General features: G+C 72.6%; 15 protein-coding genes. 8 read left to right on the forward strand and 7 right to left on the reverse strand.

The features are described from left to right. The first annotated feature begins 49 nt into the window (after positions 1 to 49). Positions 50 to 1,225: an MFS transporter gene (locus M8542_RS09340; RefSeq protein ID WP_257919634.1), complete on the forward strand. Its 1,176-nt coding sequence runs from the start codon at positions 50 to 52 to the stop codon at positions 1,223 to 1,225. Beyond that, positions 1,222 to 1,638, forward strand: a complete 417-nt coding sequence (locus M8542_RS09345) for a Dabb family protein (RefSeq protein ID WP_257919635.1) — start codon at positions 1,222 to 1,224, stop codon at positions 1,636 to 1,638. The genes M8542_RS09340 and M8542_RS09345 overlap by 4 nt, the downstream gene beginning before the upstream one ends. Before the next feature lie 58 nt (positions 1,639 to 1,696). Here M8542_RS09345 and M8542_RS09350 read toward each other — a convergent pair whose 3' ends face one another. Next, complete coding sequence (locus tag M8542_RS09350) at positions 1,697 to 2,629, reverse strand: hypothetical protein (RefSeq protein WP_257919636.1); 933 nt, start codon at positions 2,627 to 2,629, stop codon at positions 1,697 to 1,699. A gap of 240 nt (positions 2,630 to 2,869) precedes the next feature. Here M8542_RS09350 and M8542_RS09355 point away from each other — a divergent pair, with 240 nt between their 5' ends. Continuing rightward, positions 2,870 to 3,634, forward strand: coding sequence for a S1 family peptidase (locus tag M8542_RS09355; RefSeq protein ID WP_257919637.1), 765 nt, complete (start codon positions 2,870 to 2,872; stop codon positions 3,632 to 3,634). 56 nt (positions 3,635 to 3,690) lie between these two features. On the opposite strand, the gene M8542_RS09360 is transcribed toward M8542_RS09355, so the two are convergent. After that, entirely contained in the window at positions 3,691 to 5,121 is a 1,431-nt protein-coding gene (locus M8542_RS09360; RefSeq protein WP_257919638.1) for an alpha/beta hydrolase, read from the reverse strand. Positions 5,122 to 5,215: 94 nt separating this feature from the next. Here M8542_RS09360 and M8542_RS50305 point away from each other — a divergent pair, with 94 nt between their 5' ends. Both M8542_RS50305 and M8542_RS09370 read left to right on the forward strand, forming a co-directional pair. Continuing rightward, positions 5,216 to 6,355, forward strand: coding sequence for a sensor histidine kinase (locus M8542_RS50305; protein WP_257919639.1), 1,140 nt, complete (start codon positions 5,216 to 5,218; stop codon positions 6,353 to 6,355). Continuing rightward, the gene (locus M8542_RS09370; protein ID WP_257919640.1) at positions 6,352 to 6,957 is read left to right on the forward strand and encodes a response regulator transcription factor; all 606 of its coding nucleotides are present in this window, start codon (positions 6,352 to 6,354) and stop codon (positions 6,955 to 6,957) included. Before M8542_RS50305 ends, M8542_RS09370 begins: the two co-directional genes overlap by 4 nt. A 108-nt stretch (positions 6,958 to 7,065) precedes the next feature. Here the strand turns inward: M8542_RS09370 and M8542_RS09375 are convergent, their stop codons facing one another. Next, positions 7,066 to 8,280, reverse strand: a complete 1,215-nt coding sequence (locus M8542_RS09375; protein ID WP_257919641.1) for a cytochrome P450 family protein — start codon at positions 8,278 to 8,280, stop codon at positions 7,066 to 7,068. A gap of 257 nt (positions 8,281 to 8,537) precedes the next feature. On the opposite strand from M8542_RS09375, the gene M8542_RS09380 reads away from it, so the two are divergent. Beyond that, positions 8,538 to 9,587: a hypothetical protein gene (locus M8542_RS09380; protein ID WP_257919642.1), complete on the forward strand. Its 1,050-nt coding sequence runs from the start codon at positions 8,538 to 8,540 to the stop codon at positions 9,585 to 9,587. On the opposite strand, the gene M8542_RS09385 is transcribed toward M8542_RS09380, so the two are convergent. Continuing rightward, positions 9,563 to 12,340, reverse strand: coding sequence for an ATP-binding protein (locus M8542_RS09385; protein ID WP_257919643.1), 2,778 nt, complete (start codon positions 12,338 to 12,340; stop codon positions 9,563 to 9,565). The two genes, M8542_RS09380 and M8542_RS09385, sit on opposite strands and share 25 nt — an antisense overlap. A 111-nt stretch (positions 12,341 to 12,451) precedes the next feature. Between M8542_RS09385 and M8542_RS09390 the strand changes: the two genes are divergently transcribed. Further along, positions 12,452 to 12,712: a hypothetical protein gene (locus tag M8542_RS09390; RefSeq protein WP_257919644.1), complete on the forward strand. Its 261-nt coding sequence runs from the start codon at positions 12,452 to 12,454 to the stop codon at positions 12,710 to 12,712. 73 nt (positions 12,713 to 12,785) lie between these two features. Next, positions 12,786 to 13,742, forward strand: coding sequence for an RNA polymerase subunit sigma-70 (locus M8542_RS09395; RefSeq protein ID WP_257919645.1), 957 nt, complete (start codon positions 12,786 to 12,788; stop codon positions 13,740 to 13,742). A gap of 30 nt (positions 13,743 to 13,772) precedes the next feature. Here M8542_RS09395 and M8542_RS09400 read toward each other — a convergent pair whose 3' ends face one another. The 3 genes from M8542_RS09400 to M8542_RS09410 form a co-directional block, all read right to left on the reverse strand. After that, on the reverse strand, positions 13,773 to 14,339 hold the full coding sequence (locus M8542_RS09400) for a dihydrofolate reductase family protein (protein ID WP_257919646.1): 567 nt from the start codon (positions 14,337 to 14,339) through the stop codon (positions 13,773 to 13,775). Between the two features lie 190 nt (positions 14,340 to 14,529). After that, a complete protein-coding gene (locus tag M8542_RS09405) occupies positions 14,530 to 15,402 on the reverse strand; it encodes a LysR family transcriptional regulator (protein ID WP_257919647.1) in 873 nt (290 codons plus the stop codon). Positions 15,403 to 15,456: 54 nt separating this feature from the next. Next, positions 15,457 to 16,650: a CaiB/BaiF CoA transferase family protein gene (locus M8542_RS09410; RefSeq protein WP_257919648.1), complete on the reverse strand. Its 1,194-nt coding sequence runs from the start codon at positions 16,648 to 16,650 to the stop codon at positions 15,457 to 15,459. Positions 16,651 to 16,700 lie beyond the last annotated feature (50 nt).

The raw sequence follows: 16,700 nt of genomic DNA on the forward strand, positions 1-16,700 counted from the left end.
GTGACCGTCGCCGACGCGGTGGGGACGGCTGCCGGGCGACTGTGGTGGCATGACAGCTCAGGTCGACCGGACAACGCCAGGCGGTCTCGCCCGCGGCACGATCCTGGGCGCGGCGGCGTTGACCATCATGGCGGCGGCGATCATCGCACCCAGCCTGCCGGAAATGAGCACGGTCTACGCCGCATCGCCGAGCGCGGACCTCCTGGTCCGGCTCGCGCTGACGGTCACCTCGCTCATGATCGCCGTGAGCGCGCCGGTGTCCGGGGTGGTCGCGGACCGGGTGGGGCGGCGCCCGCTGCTCGTGTTCAGCCTCGCCGCGTACGCCGTCTGCGGAACCGCCGGGTACTTCGTCGACGATCTCTACCTGTTGCTCGCCACCCGGGCACTGCTCGGGATCGCCGTCGGGGGCGTCATGACGGCGGTCACCGCGACGATCACCGACTGGTTCGACGGGCCACGCCGGGCGTCGTTCCTCGGGCTTCAGCAGGCCTTCGCGAGCCTGGGTGGCGTGGTTTTCCTGCCGCTGGCCGGAGTCCTGGCCACGGTCAGCTGGCGGACCCCGTTCTGGATCTACGCGGTCGCCGCCGTCGTCGCGTTGTTCGCGGTCTGCACGGTGCGCGATGTTCCCCGCGACGCGCCCACCGCGTCCGCGCACCGCGGCAGGACGATGACCGGTCCGATACTGGGCGTCTACGCGCTGGCAATCGTTGCGACACTGGTGTTCTACATGGCGCCGACCCAGTTGCCGTTCCTGCTGGGCGGTTTCGGTGCCGGACCGGTCGTCGTCGGCGCGGTGATCGCGGGCAGCACGCTCACCAGCGCGCTCGGCGCGTTGGCGTTCCCCGCGGTGCGCCGCCGCCTGACCACCACGGTGGTCACGGCGACGAGCATCGCGCTGCTCGGCGCCGGCTGGTTGCTGATCGGCGTGTCCGGCACGGTTGCCGGCGTCGCGGCAGGCCTGCTCGTCGGCGGAGCCGGTGTCGGGTTCGCGGTGCCCAACCTGACCCTGATGCTCAGCGAGCAGGCTCCGCCGGACCGGCGCGGTCGAGTCCTCAGTGGACTTGTCGCGGGCATCTTCCTCGGCCAGTTTCTCTCCCCGCCCGTCGTTCAACCTCTCATCCGGACCGTCGGGGTGGCCGCCACGTTCACCTGGACCGGGATCGCACTGACCGTCGGCGCGGCCGTTGCCGTCGCCGCCACTCGTATTCGAAAGGAAACCCCATGATCTTCCACGGAAACCGGTTCACCTTGAAGCCGGACGCCGGCTCGGCGGCCGTCGAGGAGGCCCTGGAGAGCCTGCGCAACCAGGGCCGGTCGATCCCGTCGGTGAAGTCGTTCGTCGTCGGCCGCGACTACGGCGGCGAGTACGAGTGGGGTGCGACCTTCGTGATCGAGGACCTCCAAGGCTACTGGGAGTACCTCATCCACCCGGCGCACCGCAACACCGATCGGGTCGGCCTGCCGCTGGTGGACAAGTTCATGTCGTTCGACATCACCGACGACCCGGATCCCGAGATGGGCGCGAAGATCGCGGAACTGCACCAGCGCCGCTACGACAGCGACCCCGAGCTCACCGAACTGGTCTCCGGCCTCGGCGAGTACTCCGGCAGCGCCGCACCCGGACCGCACGGGAACTGACCGGCGGGCAGAAGCGGACGCGGGCGCCGGCCAGATCGGCAGCGGTGCGCGTGATCGGCTACCCCCAGCTCCAGCGCATCCCCCGGATACCGGGGCCGACGCCGTCGGTGAAGACGTGGGCGGGGGTCGCCGGGAACAACGGCACTTCGACGACGTCGCGTTCCGGCCCGTCGGTCGAGTCGAGCCGGTAACCGTGGCACGTCGCCGGAAAGTCCCGCGTGGCGAAGTGGACCTCCAGCAGGTGCTCGGCCACCAGGTGCCGGAACCGGCGGTCGTAGCTCGTGTCCGGTACGCCGTCCGTGTACTCGAACTCGTACTCGATGATCGCCGTCTCGCCGATGCGCAACGGGCGTTCCGGGACCAGTTCGCTGAGCACGAACCCCGCCTCCGGCAGCACTTCGGTGCGCACCGGCCGGCAGTAGCGCGTCGACACCAGCCGGGGTGGGTTGCCCGGCCGGCAGCCGCGCAGGGCCACCACCTTGGCCTGCACCGGCTCGTCCACCGCGCGGACGACCTCGCGCACCCGCAACGACGTCAGCGAGCGGTCGGCGCCGACGTGCAGGGCTTCGTGCAGGCTGACCACCAGCAACGACGTCTCGTCGGCCGCGTCGAACGAATGCAGGGCCGGCAGGACGCTGTCGCGCGGGCCCCACAACCGTTCCCAGCGCACCGGATCGGGGGCGCCCGGGTGGCCGGGGAGGACCAGCAGCTCGGTCAGTGACCGCGCGGGCAGGCCGAGGACGTCCTCCAGCACCGCGACCGCGCGCAGGGAGCCCGGCCGCTCCGGGCGGGTCCGGCCGGTGCGCCAGTAGCTGAGCGTCGTCGTGCTGACCGGCACGCCCGCGGCCGCCAGCCGGTCGTGGAGGCGGGCGAGCCCGAGCCCGCCGCGGTCGATGGCGAGGGAGAGCGCACGGCAGAACGGGCCGGCGGCCAGTGCGTGCGCCAGCTCCCGCTCGGCCGGTTTCGGCTGCGGCGCCGCGAACAACGGCATCGTGATCCTCGGGCGTGGTGCGGGGGAAGGGAACTCGGACCGGGCGGATCACGCCGGGCCGGGGGACGGTGTCCGGTCGTGCCGGACCGATCCGGTTTAACAGCCGGTGCCCGCCGCTGTCACCCGACGAACGATCTGTCCTGTTCCGTTGATCGGCTCGGATCTTCGGACGGTTACCGGCAGCGCACGACTCGCTTACGTTCGGTGAGTCCCCACCGGTTTCCCCGTCAAGGAGTCCCCATGCGTGAGTCATCCGGCCGGTTCGTCCGCGCCGCCGCGTTGCTGGCTGGTTCGTGCGCCGCGCTCGCGACGCTCGCCGCCCCCGCCTCGGCCGCCCCGACCGTCGCGCCGCTGTCGCCCGACGCCCAGCCGTCGATCATCGGCGGCAGCACCGCCCAGAACCCCGGCTACATCACCCGCTTCAACGGGCACGCCAACGGCTACACGTTCTTCTGCACCAGCACGCTGATCGGCGCGCGCTGGGTGCTGACCGCCAAGCACTGCATGTACGACAACAACGGGCAGCGGCTGAGCGACATCGATCTCTACGTCGGCTCGAACAGCGCTTCCGGTGGGGTGCACGCGAAAGCGTCGTCGACCTACGTCTACTCCGGCGGCGATCTGGCCCTGATCAAGCTGAACACCAACGGCGGCAGCACGTACGCCCGGCTCGCCGGCAGCTCGTCGGACGCGCAGGAAGGCGACGCCGCCCGGGTCTACGGCTGGGGCGCGACCCAGTCGAGCGACGAGGGCAACCACCAGTCCAGCGTGCTGAAGCAGGCGTCGGTGCGGATCTCCGACACCGGCGCGAGCGACTACTTCGGCGGCCCGGCGATCTCGGCCGACACCCCCAACGGCGCGGTGGCCGGCGGCGACTCCGGCGGCCCGATGCTCGACGACGGCGTGCAGGTGGGGGTGTGCTCGACCAGCGACCGCTCCAGCACGACCACCTACGGCAGCGTCGCGGCGGGCCGCAGCTGGATCCGCCAGGTCAGCGGCGTCTGAGCACCCGGGTCGCCGGCCGTGCCCCGACCGGCCGGCGACCCGGACCCAGGAACCGTTCAGGCCCGGCAGAAGGTGTCGCGGGCCGGGCGGTGACCGGTGGCGAGGTAGTCGCTGACGGCGTCGTTGCCGCACTGGTTCGCGCCGTTGAGGTAGGCCACGTGGCCGCCCTGGTCGGCCGTGACCAGCCGGGCCCGGTCGCCGAACGCCGCGCGCAGGCGGAGGGCACCGGGCATCGGGGTGGCCGGGTCGCGCAGGTTCTGCAGCATCAGCACGTTCGCCGGGCCGTCGCCGGTGATCCGCACCCGCGGCTCCGCCGGCGCCGGCCAGAACGCGCACGGGCGGATGTTGGCCGCGTAGGGGCCATACATCGGGTAACGGACCCGGTCGACCTCGACGTTGCGCTGGTAGGTCCGCACCGCCTGGGGCCACCGCGAATCGCCGCACACCACGGCGAGGTAGCTCGTCGCGAAGTTGTCCCCGCCGGCCGCGGCCGCCGCGGGCTTCGGCTCGTTCACGTCGAGCTGGTGCCACAGCGCGGCGAGCGCGGGCAGCGTGGTGTCCGAGCGGAGCAGGGCCGCGGTGATCGTGCGGAACGTCGTGCCGTCGTAGCCCGGCACGGGAGCCCGGTCCAGCCGCTCGGCGAGCTCGAAGTACTTCGCCCGCACCGCCGCCGGAGTGCTGCCCAGGCCGTACTTCGCCGGGTCGGCCGCGGCGAGCTTCGCGAAGTCGGGGAACCGGGTTTCGAACCCGAGTCCCTGGCTCCGCAGCGCCTCGACGTCGTAGCCCTCCGGCCCCAGGCTGCTGTCCAGGACGACGCGGTCGCTGCGCTGCGGAAACAGTGTCGTGTACACGGCGCCGAGGTAGGTCCCGTACGAATCGCCGTAGTACGACACCTTCGGCTCGCCCAGCGCCGCCCGGACCCGGTCCATGTCCCGCGCGGTGTTCGCGGTGGTGATGAACGGCAGCAGCGCCGCCGTCTCCGCCGCGAAGCACTGCCGGGCGACGGTCTTCGCGGCCTCAGCCGCCTTCGCCACGTCCTCGGGACCGTGCGGGAAGGGTGGGTTCACGCTCTTGTCGCGCTGCTCCGGCGTCATGTCGCAGGTCACCGGGGTGCTGTGGCCGACCCCGCGCGGGTCGAACCCGATCACGTCGTAGGCGTCCCGCACCGGCTGCGGCAGCCCCGAGGCCACGAGGGCCGCCGGGAAGTCCAGGCCGGTCAAGCCGGGCCCGCCCTGGTTGACCAGCAGGACGCCCCGGCGCTGGGCGGGGTTCGCGCTCTTCAGCCGCGAAAGCGCGACACTGATCTTCCGCCCCTCCGGGTGGTGGTAGTCCAGCGGCACTTCGAGGGTCGAACACTGCAGCCCGGGCTTGGCGACGTCGGCCGGGCACGCTCCCCACGTCAGCGGCACCCGGTCCGTCGCGGCGGCCGCCGACACCCCCGACACCACCGCTGCCGCGGCGAGCGCGGCGGGCAAGATCCTCTTCATCGGTTCCATGTCTCCAGCGGATCACCGCCGGGCCGGAGCGGCCCGTGCCATCTGTCATGGGGCGGCTCGCGCTCCCGGTGCTTAGGGTGAGGCGGTGAGTGAGCGTGATCCCGGCCGGTTCTCCGTCCGGCAGTGGCCGGACTGGAGCTTCTGGGCGGACCGGCGGCGCCGGGTGGTGCCCGTCGTCGTGAACGGCCTCGCGCTGCTGGTGCTGATCCCACGGGCCGCCGTGATCGTCGACGAGCGGAGCGGCCCGCGCACGGCCTTCGCGCTCGTCGCCCTCGGCGTCTACAGCGCCTGCTACCTCTTCGCGCTGTGGCACGGGCCTTCCGCGCCGCGGCGGCAGCGTGTGGTGATCGTCGCCGCGCTGTTCGCCTTCGGCGGCACGCCGGCCCTGCTCTTCGGTTCGCCGGACTACCTGACCGACCTGACCTTCGCCATCGCGATGGGCCTGATGCTGCTGCCGCTGCGCTTCTCCGTCCCGCTCGGGTTCGCCACCGCGGCCGGCCAGCTCGCGTGGATGCGGGCCGCGTCCGGGCAGGTGAACTGGAGTCAGGTGGCCGCGCTCGGCGGAGTCACCGCGGCGGTGGGCACGGTGTTCGCGCTGACGTTCACCGTCGGCCACCTGGACGCCGCGCGGGCGCAGATCCGGCGGCTGGCGGTGGACTCCGAACGCGAACGCGTCGCCCGCGAGCTGCACGACATCCTCGGCCACAACCTCTCGACGATGGCGGTGAAACTCGGCCTCGCCCGCCGGATCCTCGAAACGGCCGCGGACACCACACCCGCCCTGGCCGAGGTGCGTGACCTCGAAACCCTGTGCCACCAGTCGCTTTCCGACGTGCGCGCGACCGTCTCGGGGTACCGCGAGGTGTCGCTGGCCGCCGAGCTTTCGGGTGCCCGGCTGGCGTTGCGCGCGGCGGGGGTGCAGGCCGAGCTGCCCGCGTCGGTCGACGACGTCCAGCCGGAGCTGCACGGCGTCTTCGGCTACGTCGTCCGCGAAGCGGTCACCAACGTGCTGCGGCACTCCGACGCGGGACACTGCCGCGTCCGCGTCGGCCCCGGGTGGGTCGAGGTCACCGACGACGGCACGGTCACCGGCGCGCCGGCGGCCGGGCACGGGCTCACCGGCCTCACCGAACGCCTGGCCGCGATCTCCGGCCACCTCGAGCACGGCCGCGGCCCGGGCGGCGGCTACCGGGTGTTCGCACGTGCCGAGGGGGCGGTGGCGTGATCCGCGTCCTGCTGGCCGACGACCAGGCCCTCGTCCGCGGCGCGCTGGCGTCGATGCTGCGCCTCGAACCCGACATCGACGTCGTGGCCGAGGCCGGCTCCGGCACCGAGGTCGTCCCGGCCGCCCGGCGCACGAACCCGGACCTCGCGCTCCTCGACGTGCAGATGCCCGGCCGCGACGGGCTGGCGGTCACCGCCGAGCTGCGGCACGCGCTGCCTTCGTGCCGCGTGCTGATCTGCACGACGTTCAGCCGGCCCGGCTACCTCGCCCGCGCGATGGCCGCGGGCGCGGCCGGGTTCGTGGTCAAGGACTCCCGGCCCGAGCAGCTGCTCAACGCGATCCGCCGGGTACACGCCGGGCTCCGGTTCATCGATCCGGCCCTGGCGGCGGAATCCCTCGCGATCGGCACCAGCCCGCTGACCGACCGCGAAGCCGACGTGCTCCGCGCGACGGCGGAAGGCGGCACGGTCGCCGACATCGCGAAAGCGCTCGGCCTCACCGCCGGCACGGTGCGCAATCATTTGTCTTCGGCCATCGGGAAGACCGAGGCGCGCACTCGTGCTGAAGCTGCTCGCTTGGCTGAGGACAATGGCTGGCTTTGAGGCCAGTCCCGGTGCTCAGCTCGGGCCTTCGGCCATCAGCAAGACAGCAGCGCGCACCCGTGCCGAAGCTGCTCGCCTCGCCGAAGACAACGGCTGGCTTTGAGCCCCTCAGCTCGGGCCGAGCCGCACCGGTAGCTCGCGATGCCCGTTGGACAGGAAAGACCCCATCGGCTCGAGCTGGTCCGCGGGGCGCGCGAAGGCCAGCTGCGGGAACCGTTCGAACAGCGCCCGCAGGGCGATCGTGGCTTCCAACCGGGCCAGCGGCGCCCCGAGGCAGTGGTGGACGCCGTGTCCGAACGCCAAGTGCTGCTTCACTTCCCTGGTCAGGTCGAACTCGTCCGCGGTCGCGCCGTAGGCCGCCGGGTCGCGGCCGGCCGCCGCGTAGGCCGCGAGGATCGCGTCGCCTTCCGGGATCAGCACGTCGCCCAGGTCGATGTCGGCGACCGCGTACCGCAACGGCAGGTAGGCGACCGGGGCCTGCCAGCGCAGGGCCTCCTCGACGACGTCGCTCCAGGTGCGTTCCCCCGAGCGCACCAGGGCGAGCTGCGCCGGGTGGGTCAGCAGCGCGGTGATCGCCTGGTCCAGCAGGTTCACCGTGGTTTCGTGGCCCGCGGTCAGCAGCAGGATCAGCGTGTCGACGACTTCGGCGTCGGAGAGCTTCCCGAACCGCTCGGCGCCGGCCTGCAGGACCGCGGTCGTCAGGTCGTCACCCGGCTCGGCGCGCTTGCGGTCGGCCAGCCCGGTGAGGATGCGGTACATGTCCTCGCCGTTGGCCTGCGCGGCTTCGGGGGAAGTGGTGGTGTCGAAGACGGTGTCGACCACGCGGCGCAGTCCCGCGCGTTCCTCGTCGGCCACGCCGAAGAGCCGGCAGATGACTTCGACCGGCAGCGGGTAGGCGAACCCGGCGCGCAGGTCGGCTTCCGGGCCCGCCGCGGCGAGCTCGTCGAGCAGACCGGCGGTGATGCGCTCGATCGACGGCTTCAGCTCGAGCGTCCGCTTGGCGGTGAAGCCGGCGGCGACGAGGGAGCGCAGGCGCCGGTGGTCGGCGCCGTAGGCGGTGAACATGTTCTGGACCGACACCCACAGCCGCAACGGCCAGTCCGGGGCGATCCGCCCGGCTTTCCACGCGGACCAGTGCTGCCGGGGATCCTTGGACACCCGGCTGTCGGTGAGCAGCGACTTCAGCGTGTCGACGTGGGGGACCGCCCAGGCGAGGACACCGCCGGGAAGCTCCACCCGCACGGCGGAACCGCTGTCCCGCAGCTTCGCGCCTTCACCTGGGATGTCGACGCCGTCGACGTCGAGGACGTGTGCCTGCCCCATCACCGGATTCCCCCTCGGTTCCCGTTTTCCCCGGATTTCGCCGGGGTCGTTCTTTCGACGTTAGCCCACGGCGGCCGGTCGGTTCCTTACGAATCGATGACAGCGATGAGTCCTCTTTGGACTGTCAGCCGGTGGGCGGCACAGGGATTTCCCTGAAGTCCGCACCCGAGGGATTTCCCCAATGCGGCAGGCCGGGGCGCGCTCGTAACTTCGGGTGCACCGGCGGATCCGCCGGTTCCTCGCGGAAAGGACTTCCCTTGTTCACTTTGCAGAGCGCGACCCCGGCCTCGATGACTTCGGTCGACGACAGCCTGACCCTGAACTCGTCGGACCTGCCGAGCGACTGGGTGCGGGCGGCGAGCGAAGCCCACCTCTACGTGCAGACGGTCGCGAAGGCGATCGCGCAGCAGAACGGGCTGGACATCACCGATCCGAGCCTGTACGGCAGTCAGGAATGGTACGAATCCCTGACCGCGGCGATCTCCAAGTATGCCGATTTCGTGGAGATCTCCGGCGACAAGAACGTCCAGGTCAACGATTCCACGCACAGCGGTTCGCTCAACCTTTCGGCCATCATGGGCTCGATCATGACCCTCTACCTGGGCCCGGCGGCCGCCGCCGAATGGTCGACCCTCAACGAGCTGCTCGGCAACGCGTCGGATCCGGGCGTGTCGGACTTCATGAACTTCTGGTGGAGCCACGTCGCCAAGAGCACCACGGACACCGGGCTGAGCGTGGGGCCGAACGTGCGGACCGACGACAGCCAGATCCAGTGGGCGGTCTGCTACTACTCGATGACGCACGTCATCGACGACTGGCGGAGCCTCTTCGTTTCCTCGACCTACGAGGAGTTCGACGTCAAGGCCGCGGGCCTCACCCTGACGATGAACTACGACACCTACATCCGGTACGCCGAAGAACCCGTCCAGAAGTACCTGGGCAAGGACATCGCCGACAAGATCCACACCGCGCCGGTGCCGAAGGCGACCGTGCTCGGCACATCGCGGAGCTCGCGGATCCTGAACGCGCCGCGGCCGGTCCTGGACAAGGTGCAGGTCACCCGGACCATCCAGGACGTCAACGTCATGGACCCCACCGGTGAGCCGATGCTGAACGGCGCCGGCATCGGGGACATCACCCTCAACGGCCCCGACGTCCAGGGCCTGCGGTGCGGTGTCTTCACCAAGCCGCGGCCGCAGGTGGGCAAGAAGTACGTCGTGAGCGGCACCTACGACGACACGAACCTGCCGTTCAAGTACACGCTGCAGTGCCGGCAGACCGGTCAGCAGTCGTCCTTCGCCCCCTGACCGGCCAGGCGCGCCGCGAGCTGCGTCCGCGACCGGACACCCGCCTTGCGGTAGGCGTTGCTGAGGTGCGCCTCGACGGTCTTTTCGCTGAGGTAGAGCCGTTCGGCGATCTGCCGGTTGGTCGAGCCGGTGGTGGCGAGGTCGACGACCTGGCGTTCCGCGGGGGTGAATCCGGCGCCCCCGCGCGAACGCGGGCCGGCGCGGCTGCCCAGCGCCCGGGCGATCCGTTCGGACAACGCTGTCGCTCCGCACCGCGAAGCCACCTCGGCGGCGCGGCCCAGCGCCGCCCGCCCCGCGGCGCGGTCGCCGTCCTCGACCAGCCGGCTGCCCAGCTGGGTCAACGTCCTCGCCAGCTCGAGCCCGGCCGGGCCGTGCGCCAGCAGGTCGGCCGACTCGGCCAGCAACCGGTGGGCGTCGGCCGGGGTCGCGGCGAGGGCGGCCGCGCCGCGCAACGCGGTGCCCACGTGGCGGGCGACGCCGAACGACCGGGCGATGCGCAGCTGCTCGGCCACGAGGTCGCCGGCCCGCGCGCGGTCCCCGAGCCGGCGGTGGGCGTCGGCGGCGCGCAGCCGCCACGGCACGTCCAGCATCAGCGTCGCGCCCCACCTCCGGTAGGACCGCTCGCAGGTCCGGGCGTCGGCCAGCATCGCCCGCGGGTCGTCCTGGACGGCGCGCAACCGGGTGCGGGCGTCGAGCAGCCACAGGTCCGGCCCGGTGCGCGGCTCGGCGCCGTCGGGCAGCACGCTTTCGCGGATCACGCGGTCGGCGTCGGCCGGCCGGCCCGCTTCGATCAGCAGGTGCGCGGTGACCGCTTCCAGCGCCGGGGCGGCGAAGTCGGGCGAGCTGACGACCGCGTGCCCCTGCTCGACGTGGTCGGCGGCCGAGGTGAGATCCCCGCGCAGGAGCGCGACGCGGGCCAGGAAACCCCGGGTGAAGGCGAGGGGGAACAGGAGGCCGCGCCGGACCGCGGTGGCCAGGACCCGGTCGAGGTGCCGTTCGGCTTCGGTCAGCAGATCCGCGACGACGAGGGTCTGCACCGCCGCCCAGACCGCCGTCCGGTCCGGGCTCAGCCGGTCGCCGGCCAGGGCCCGCCTCGCCAGGTCGACGGCCTCCTCCGCCGGGCGGCCCGCCAGGATCGACTCCATCGACAGCTGGGCGTCCGCGATGGCCGGCGACCGGCGCGGGCGCCGGCAGAACGAGTCGAGGTGCGTGAGCAACCGGGCTCGTGACCCGATGTCCGCGCGGGCGACGCCGACCAGCTCGGCCTCCAGCTCCGCCGCCATCTCGGCGGGCACATCGGACGGCAGGTCGCCGACGGCGCCGGCCAGCAGTTCGACCGCCTCGTCCGTCGCCCCGCGGGCGTTGCGCACCCGCGCGAGGCTGTAGGCGCCCAGCACCCGCTGCACGGGGGTGTCGGCGAGGGACAACGCCAGCCGCAGGTGCGTTTCGGCTTCGGCGGGGGCGAGCCGGTGGATCTCGCAGTTGCCCAGCAGCCGGTTCACCTCCGAGCGCAGCTCCGGGGGCGGTGGCTCGCGCAACGCCCGTCGCAGGTAGACCGCCGCGTTGTCCGGCGAGCCCTGGGCCCGGGCTTCCCCGGCCGCCGCGAGCAGGGTGTGCACCCGGGCCGGGTCCCCGGCGGGAATGGTCTTCAGCAAGTGCGAGGCGACGCGTTCGGCCGGCAGGCCGGCTTCGGTCAGCACCGCGGCCGCCCGCTCGTGCTGCGCGCTGCGTTCGGCGAACGGCAACCGGGACAACACCACCTCCCGGACCACGGCGTGCACGAACACGGGTGGGTCCGCGTCCTCGAAGAACCCTTGGCGGACCAGGGTTTCGACGGCGGTGGCCGCCGCGGGCGCGGAAAGCCCGGCCTGCCGGCTCACCCAGCGCAGGTCCGCGCCGTCACCGAGCACGGCGACCGCGGACGCCACGGCCTGCACGGCGGCCGGGCGGCGGCGGAGGCGAGCGACCAGGTGCCGGCGCAGCGCGCCGGGACCGGCGGCGGTGACGGCCTCGGCCGCCTCCGCGTCCGGCTCGACGCCGTCGGCGACCAGCACCCGGACCAGCTCGCGGACCAGCAGCGGGTTTCCGCCGGTGGCGGCGTGGCAGGCGCCACGGAACTCCGCCGCGGCGTCCCGGCCGAACGCCGGCCGGATCAGCTGCCCGACGGCGGTTTCGCTGAGGGCCTTCGGCTCCAGCAGCCGGGTGTCACCGGCGGTCAGGAGGTCGTCGAGCGGACTGCCGTCTCCCTCGCCGGTCCGGCTCGCCACGACCAGGAGGACCGGGACGTCGGCCAAGCGCCGCGCGAGAAACCCGAGGTACCGCGCCGACGGCAGGTCCAGCCACTGCACGTCGTCCACGAGCACGACGACCGGTGCGGCTCCGGCGAGGTTGACCAGCAGCCAGTACAGCCCGTTCAGCAGCGGGTGCAGTGAGTGCGGCGGCTCGCCGGCGGGGGAGAACAGGCAGGCGGCGGCACTCGCGGCCCCGGTGAAGAGCCGGTCGGTGCTCGCCGTGGCCAGCACCGGGCCGAACAGCTGGTGGATCGCGCCGAACGTGAAGTCCCGCTCGAGCTCGGCGCCGCACGCCGACAGCACCGTGCAGCCCGCGTCCCGCGCCGCTTCCCGGGTGTGGCGGAGCAAAGCCGTCTTGCCCAGCCCGGCCGCCGCCTCGAGCACGACGACCCCGCCGTGCCCGGCTGCCGCCTGGCGCAGGGCGCCGTCCAGCACGCTCACTTCGACGTCGCGTTCCAGCATCCCGACCCCCCTGGCCGCCGAGAGCACAGGTTCAGCGTGTCGGGGTGGGGATACGGCCCTCACACGAATGGTGCAACGAGCCGTGTGTAACCGGTCTGCCTCGTGAAGCGATTGAGCAACCATGAAAACCAGGAGAAGTGCCTGATGCACCGCGAGGCCACGTGGCGAGCGCTGGCGGTGACGTACGCGATCGTCGCCGGCATCCAGCTCTACCTGGCCCTCACCATGCACGTCCGCTGGGCGTGGGAGATCGCGGTGGCCTGCGCGGCGGCCGCCGGGGGGTGCACGATCGCGGCGGTCCGGCACGCTCGGTCCGCCGGCCGCCTGCCCGCGCCGGATCCGGCTGAAGACCGGGTGCGGGCGGAGTTGTAGCGCCTGCGCAACGGTTGACGTGCCGGTCGTCGGTTCTGGTGCCCGCCTCGCACCGGTGAAAGGATCGACGACCATGACCGACGCCAGGCCGCTGGGCGCCGACGAGGCCACGTTCGCGCTCCTCACCGAGCGCCACCGGCGTGAGCTGCAGGTGCATTGCTACCGGATGCTCGCGAACTTCGAGGACGCCCAGGACCTGACGCAGGAGACGTTCCTGCGGGCGTGGCGCGGGCGGGAGTCGTTCAAGGGCGACGCCGCGCTGCGCACCTGGCTGTACCGGATCGCGACGAACGCCTGCCTCGACTTCCTGGAGAAGCGCAACGACCGCACCCCGGTGCCGGCCGGGCTGGAGGTGCCGCACCTTCAGCCGTACCCCGATCGGATGCTCCCCGCGGACCCGCAGGAATCGGCGGTGGCGCGCGAGACGATCGAGCTGGCGTTCATCGTCGCCGTCCAGCACCTGCCGCCGCGGCAGCGGGCGGTGTTCATCCTGCGTGACGTCCTCGGCTGGCCCACGTCCACGACCGCCGGCGCCCTCGAGCTGACCGCCGCGTCGGTGACCAGCGCGGTGCAGCGGGCCCGGGTGACCATGCGCGAGCAGCTGTCCGGCCGCCGTCTCGACTGGCGGAGCCCCGCCACCCACGAGCTGTCGGACGACGAGCGTGGCGTGGTGAAGTCGTACATCGACGCCCACGAGCGCAACGACCTCGACGGGCTGACGGCCCTGCTGCGTGACGACCTGCGCTTCGCGATGCTGCCCGACCCGGGCACCGTGACCGTGGGGGCCGAGGACGCGGTGGAGGGCTGGGTCGCCGGCGGGCTCTTCGGGCGCGGCTACGACGACTGGCGCGGCATCGCCACGACGGTCAACCGCATGCCCGCCGCCGCGCTGTACCGGCGCACCCCCGACGACCCGGAGTACCGGCTGTTGAACATCGCGGTCCTGCGCGTCGTCGACGGGAAGATCGCGGAGCTGACCGGCTTCGAGGTGACCGGCCAGACGTGGCTGGGCCTGCCCCCGACCCGGTGATCGGGGGCAGGCTCGCGCTTCACACCGCGCTCATCGCCTCGTCTCGTAGCGGGTCAGCACGACGCCGCCGGGAAGCCCCCGCGTCTCCACCAGGTTCAGGTTCACCCAGCTGTCCACGGCCGAGAGGAACGGCGTGCCGCCGCCCACCAGGACCGGGTGGGTGGCGATGGCGTACTCGTCGACCAGCCCGGCCCGCATGGCGGCCCCGGCGAGCATCGCGCCGCCGACGCGCATCGGGCCGCCGTCTTCGGCCTTGAGCCGGGTGATCTCGGCGACCGCGTCGCCGGTGACCAGGCGGGTGTTCCAATCGACCTTGTCGATCGTCGAGGAGAACACGACCTTCGGCGTGTCCCGCCAGTTGCGCGCGAACTCGATCTGGGCCGGCGTCGCGTCGGGCTGCTGGTCGCCGGTCGGCCAGTAGGAGCTCATCGCTTCCCACAGCTTGCGCCCGTACAGCGTCAGTTCGCTCGCCCGCTCCTGGTCGAGCCACCACTGGAAGAGCTCGTCGCTCGGCGGCCCGCTCCACCCGATGTCGTCGCCCGGCGCGGCGATGTAGCCGTCCAGGGTCACGTTCATGCCGAAGATCAGTTTCCGCATCCGTTTCAGCCTCTCGTGAGTCGATCTCACAGGTACAGACGGGCGGGGCGGGCAAACCTGATCGGTGCACGGGCCGGGGGAGCTGCGCCGGCCGGCGACGTCGAGGCACCTGGGCCTGGATCGGGTGCCGGTGGTGCTCATGCGGCTGTTCGAAGCGGAGTTCCCGCGCACTCCGCGTGCGCGATGCGCGTCAGCCGGGCTGAGGCGCCAAGCTCGCGGCCGCTTCGGCGAACGCGTCGATCAGGGCCGATCGCCGGGCCGCGAGCCAGGCGAGGCACACGCGGTTCGGGCCGATGTCGGCCACGGGGATGGTGACCACGTCCGGCCGCGTGTAGAACGTGGCGGTCGACAGCGGGATGACGCTGATCCCCGCGCCGGCGGCGACCAGCTCCAGCTTTTCCTCGACGCTGTGAATGCCCGGTACTTCCGCTCGATCGCCGTCCCGCAGCTCGAGCGCGATGTCGCGCCACTCCGGAACGGCGTCGGGGTCCTGCAGCAGGTGCTCGTCGGCGAGTTCGGTGACCGAGACGGACTCCTTGCCGGCCAGCCGGTGCCCGGCCGGCACGGCGACGACCCGCGGCTCCTCGAACAGGGGGTGCACGGTGAGCCCGCGCCGGTCGATCGGCAGCCGGACGATGCTGACGTCGACGCGGCCGTCGTGCAGGACTTCGACCTGGTCGTGCCAGCTGGTGCGCAGCAGCCGGACGCCCAGCTCCGGGCGCCGGTCGGCGAGCAGCCGCACCGCGGGCGTGACGACGATGCCCGGCATGAACCCGACGGTGAGCACGGGCTTGGCGGACGCCGCCGCGCTGACTCGGCGGTGCACCGCCTCGGCGGCGGCAAGCAGGCCGCGGGCGTCTTCGAGCAGCTGTTCGCCCGCGCCGGTGAGGGTGGTGCTGCGGCGGTCCCGCACGAACAGGGGAGTCTTCAGGTCGTCTTCGAGGGCGCGGATCTGGCGGGACAGCGCGGGCTGGGCGATGTGCAGCCGCGCGGCGGCCCGCCCGAAGTGAAGTTCTTCGGCGACCGCGACGAAGTACCTCAGCTTCCGCAGGTCGAAGTCCACGTCGGACCTCCGCTTCTGTCCGGGCCCGTTCCGATCATCGCACTTCGGGGCTGGTCAGCGGCGATCCGGTAGCCGGGGCGCTTCGGCGTCGGCCAGCCACGCCCGCAGCTCCGCCGAGTCGGCGCCGAGGGCCGGCGGTGCCCGGTGGTACCGGACGGGCGTGTCGTGCAGCCGCAGCGGGCTGGCGAGGGTGGCGATGCCGGATTCACCGTCCGGCAGGGTGACCACCGGGTCCAGGCCCAGCTCGGTCGCGAAGCCGATGGCCTCGGCGAGGTCGTTGACCTTGCCGCACGGCAGGCCCCGCGCGCGGAACTCCGCGGTCCATTCGGCGGTGGTCCGGTCACGCAGGAGCGCCTCCAGCGCCGGGATCAGCTCGGCGCGGTTGAGCACCCGGTCGTGGTTGGTGGCGAACGCCGGGTCCTCGGCGAGCCCGGGCCGGCCCAGCACGGCGGCCATGGTGGCGAACTGGCGGTCGTTGCCGATGGCGACGGCGAGGCTGCCGTCCTTGGTCGCGAGGGTTTCGTAGGGCGCGATGCTGGGGTGCCGGTTGCCCATCGGGCCCGGGACACCGCCGCCGTTGACGTACGCGCTGCCCTGGTTGACCAACGACGACAGCAGGCTCGACAGCAGGTTCACCTCGACGTGCTGGCCGAGGCCGGAGCGGTCGCGTTCGCGGAGCGCGGCCTGGATGGCGATGGTGGCGTGCAGGCCGGTCAGGACGTCGACCACGGCGACGCCGACCTTCGTCGGCTCGGCGCCGGGCTGTCCGGTGATGCTCATCAGCCCGCCGAGGGCCTGGACCACGAAGTCGTAGCCCGGCAGGTCGGCCCCGGCGCCGCTGCCGAACCCGGAGATCGAGCAGTACACCGCACGCGGGTTCGCGGCCCGCACGGCGGCCGGGTCGAGGCCGAAGCGGGTGAGCGCGCCGACCCGGAAGTTCTCGATGACGACGTCGGCGCGCGCGGCGAGCCGCCGGGCCAGCTCGGCGTCGCCGGGATCGGTGAGGTCGAGGTCGAGACTCTGCTTGTTGCGGTTGACGCTCGCGAAGTACGTGCTGGTCGCGCCGACGTAGGGCGGACCCCAGCGGCGGGTGTCGTCACCGGTCTCCGAGCGTTCGACCTTGACGACGGTGGCGCCGAGGTCGGCCAGGTACATCGACGCCAGGGGACCGGCCAGCACCCGGCTGAAGTCGGCGACCAGCAGGCCGTCCAGCGGCGGGGTGCGGGCACTGTCGGCGTTCGGGCTCACGCGAGATCCGCCTTCGGTCGGGGGTGGTTGCCGGGAGGGCGAGGACAATC

Source organism: Amycolatopsis iheyensis, from assembly GCF_024703995.1.
Classification (GTDB): Bacteria; Actinomycetota; Actinomycetes; order Mycobacteriales; family Pseudonocardiaceae; genus Amycolatopsis; species Amycolatopsis iheyensis.

Coding starts and splice junctions, on each gene's coding strand:
- M8542_RS09400 (WP_257919646.1), bottom strand. CDS start 14,339: ATGCGGAAACTGATCTTCGGCATGAACGTGACCCTGGACGGCTACATC.
- M8542_RS09360 (WP_257919638.1), bottom strand. CDS start 5,121: ATGAAGAGGATCTTGCCCGCCGCGCTCGCCGCGGCAGCGGTGGTGTCG.
- M8542_RS09385 (WP_257919643.1), bottom strand. CDS start 12,340: ATGCTGGAACGCGACGTCGAAGTGAGCGTGCTGGACGGCGCCCTGCGC.
- M8542_RS09345 (WP_257919635.1), top strand. CDS start 1,222: ATGATCTTCCACGGAAACCGGTTCACCTTGAAGCCGGACGCCGGCTCG.
- M8542_RS09350 (WP_257919636.1), bottom strand. CDS start 2,629: ATGCCGTTGTTCGCGGCGCCGCAGCCGAAACCGGCCGAGCGGGAGCTG.
- M8542_RS09355 (WP_257919637.1), top strand. CDS start 2,870: ATGCGTGAGTCATCCGGCCGGTTCGTCCGCGCCGCCGCGTTGCTGGCT.
- M8542_RS09340 (WP_257919634.1), top strand. CDS start 50: ATGACAGCTCAGGTCGACCGGACAACGCCAGGCGGTCTCGCCCGCGGC.
- M8542_RS09375 (WP_257919641.1), bottom strand. CDS start 8,280: ATGGGGCAGGCACACGTCCTCGACGTCGACGGCGTCGACATCCCAGGT.
- M8542_RS09395 (WP_257919645.1), top strand. CDS start 12,786: ATGACCGACGCCAGGCCGCTGGGCGCCGACGAGGCCACGTTCGCGCTC.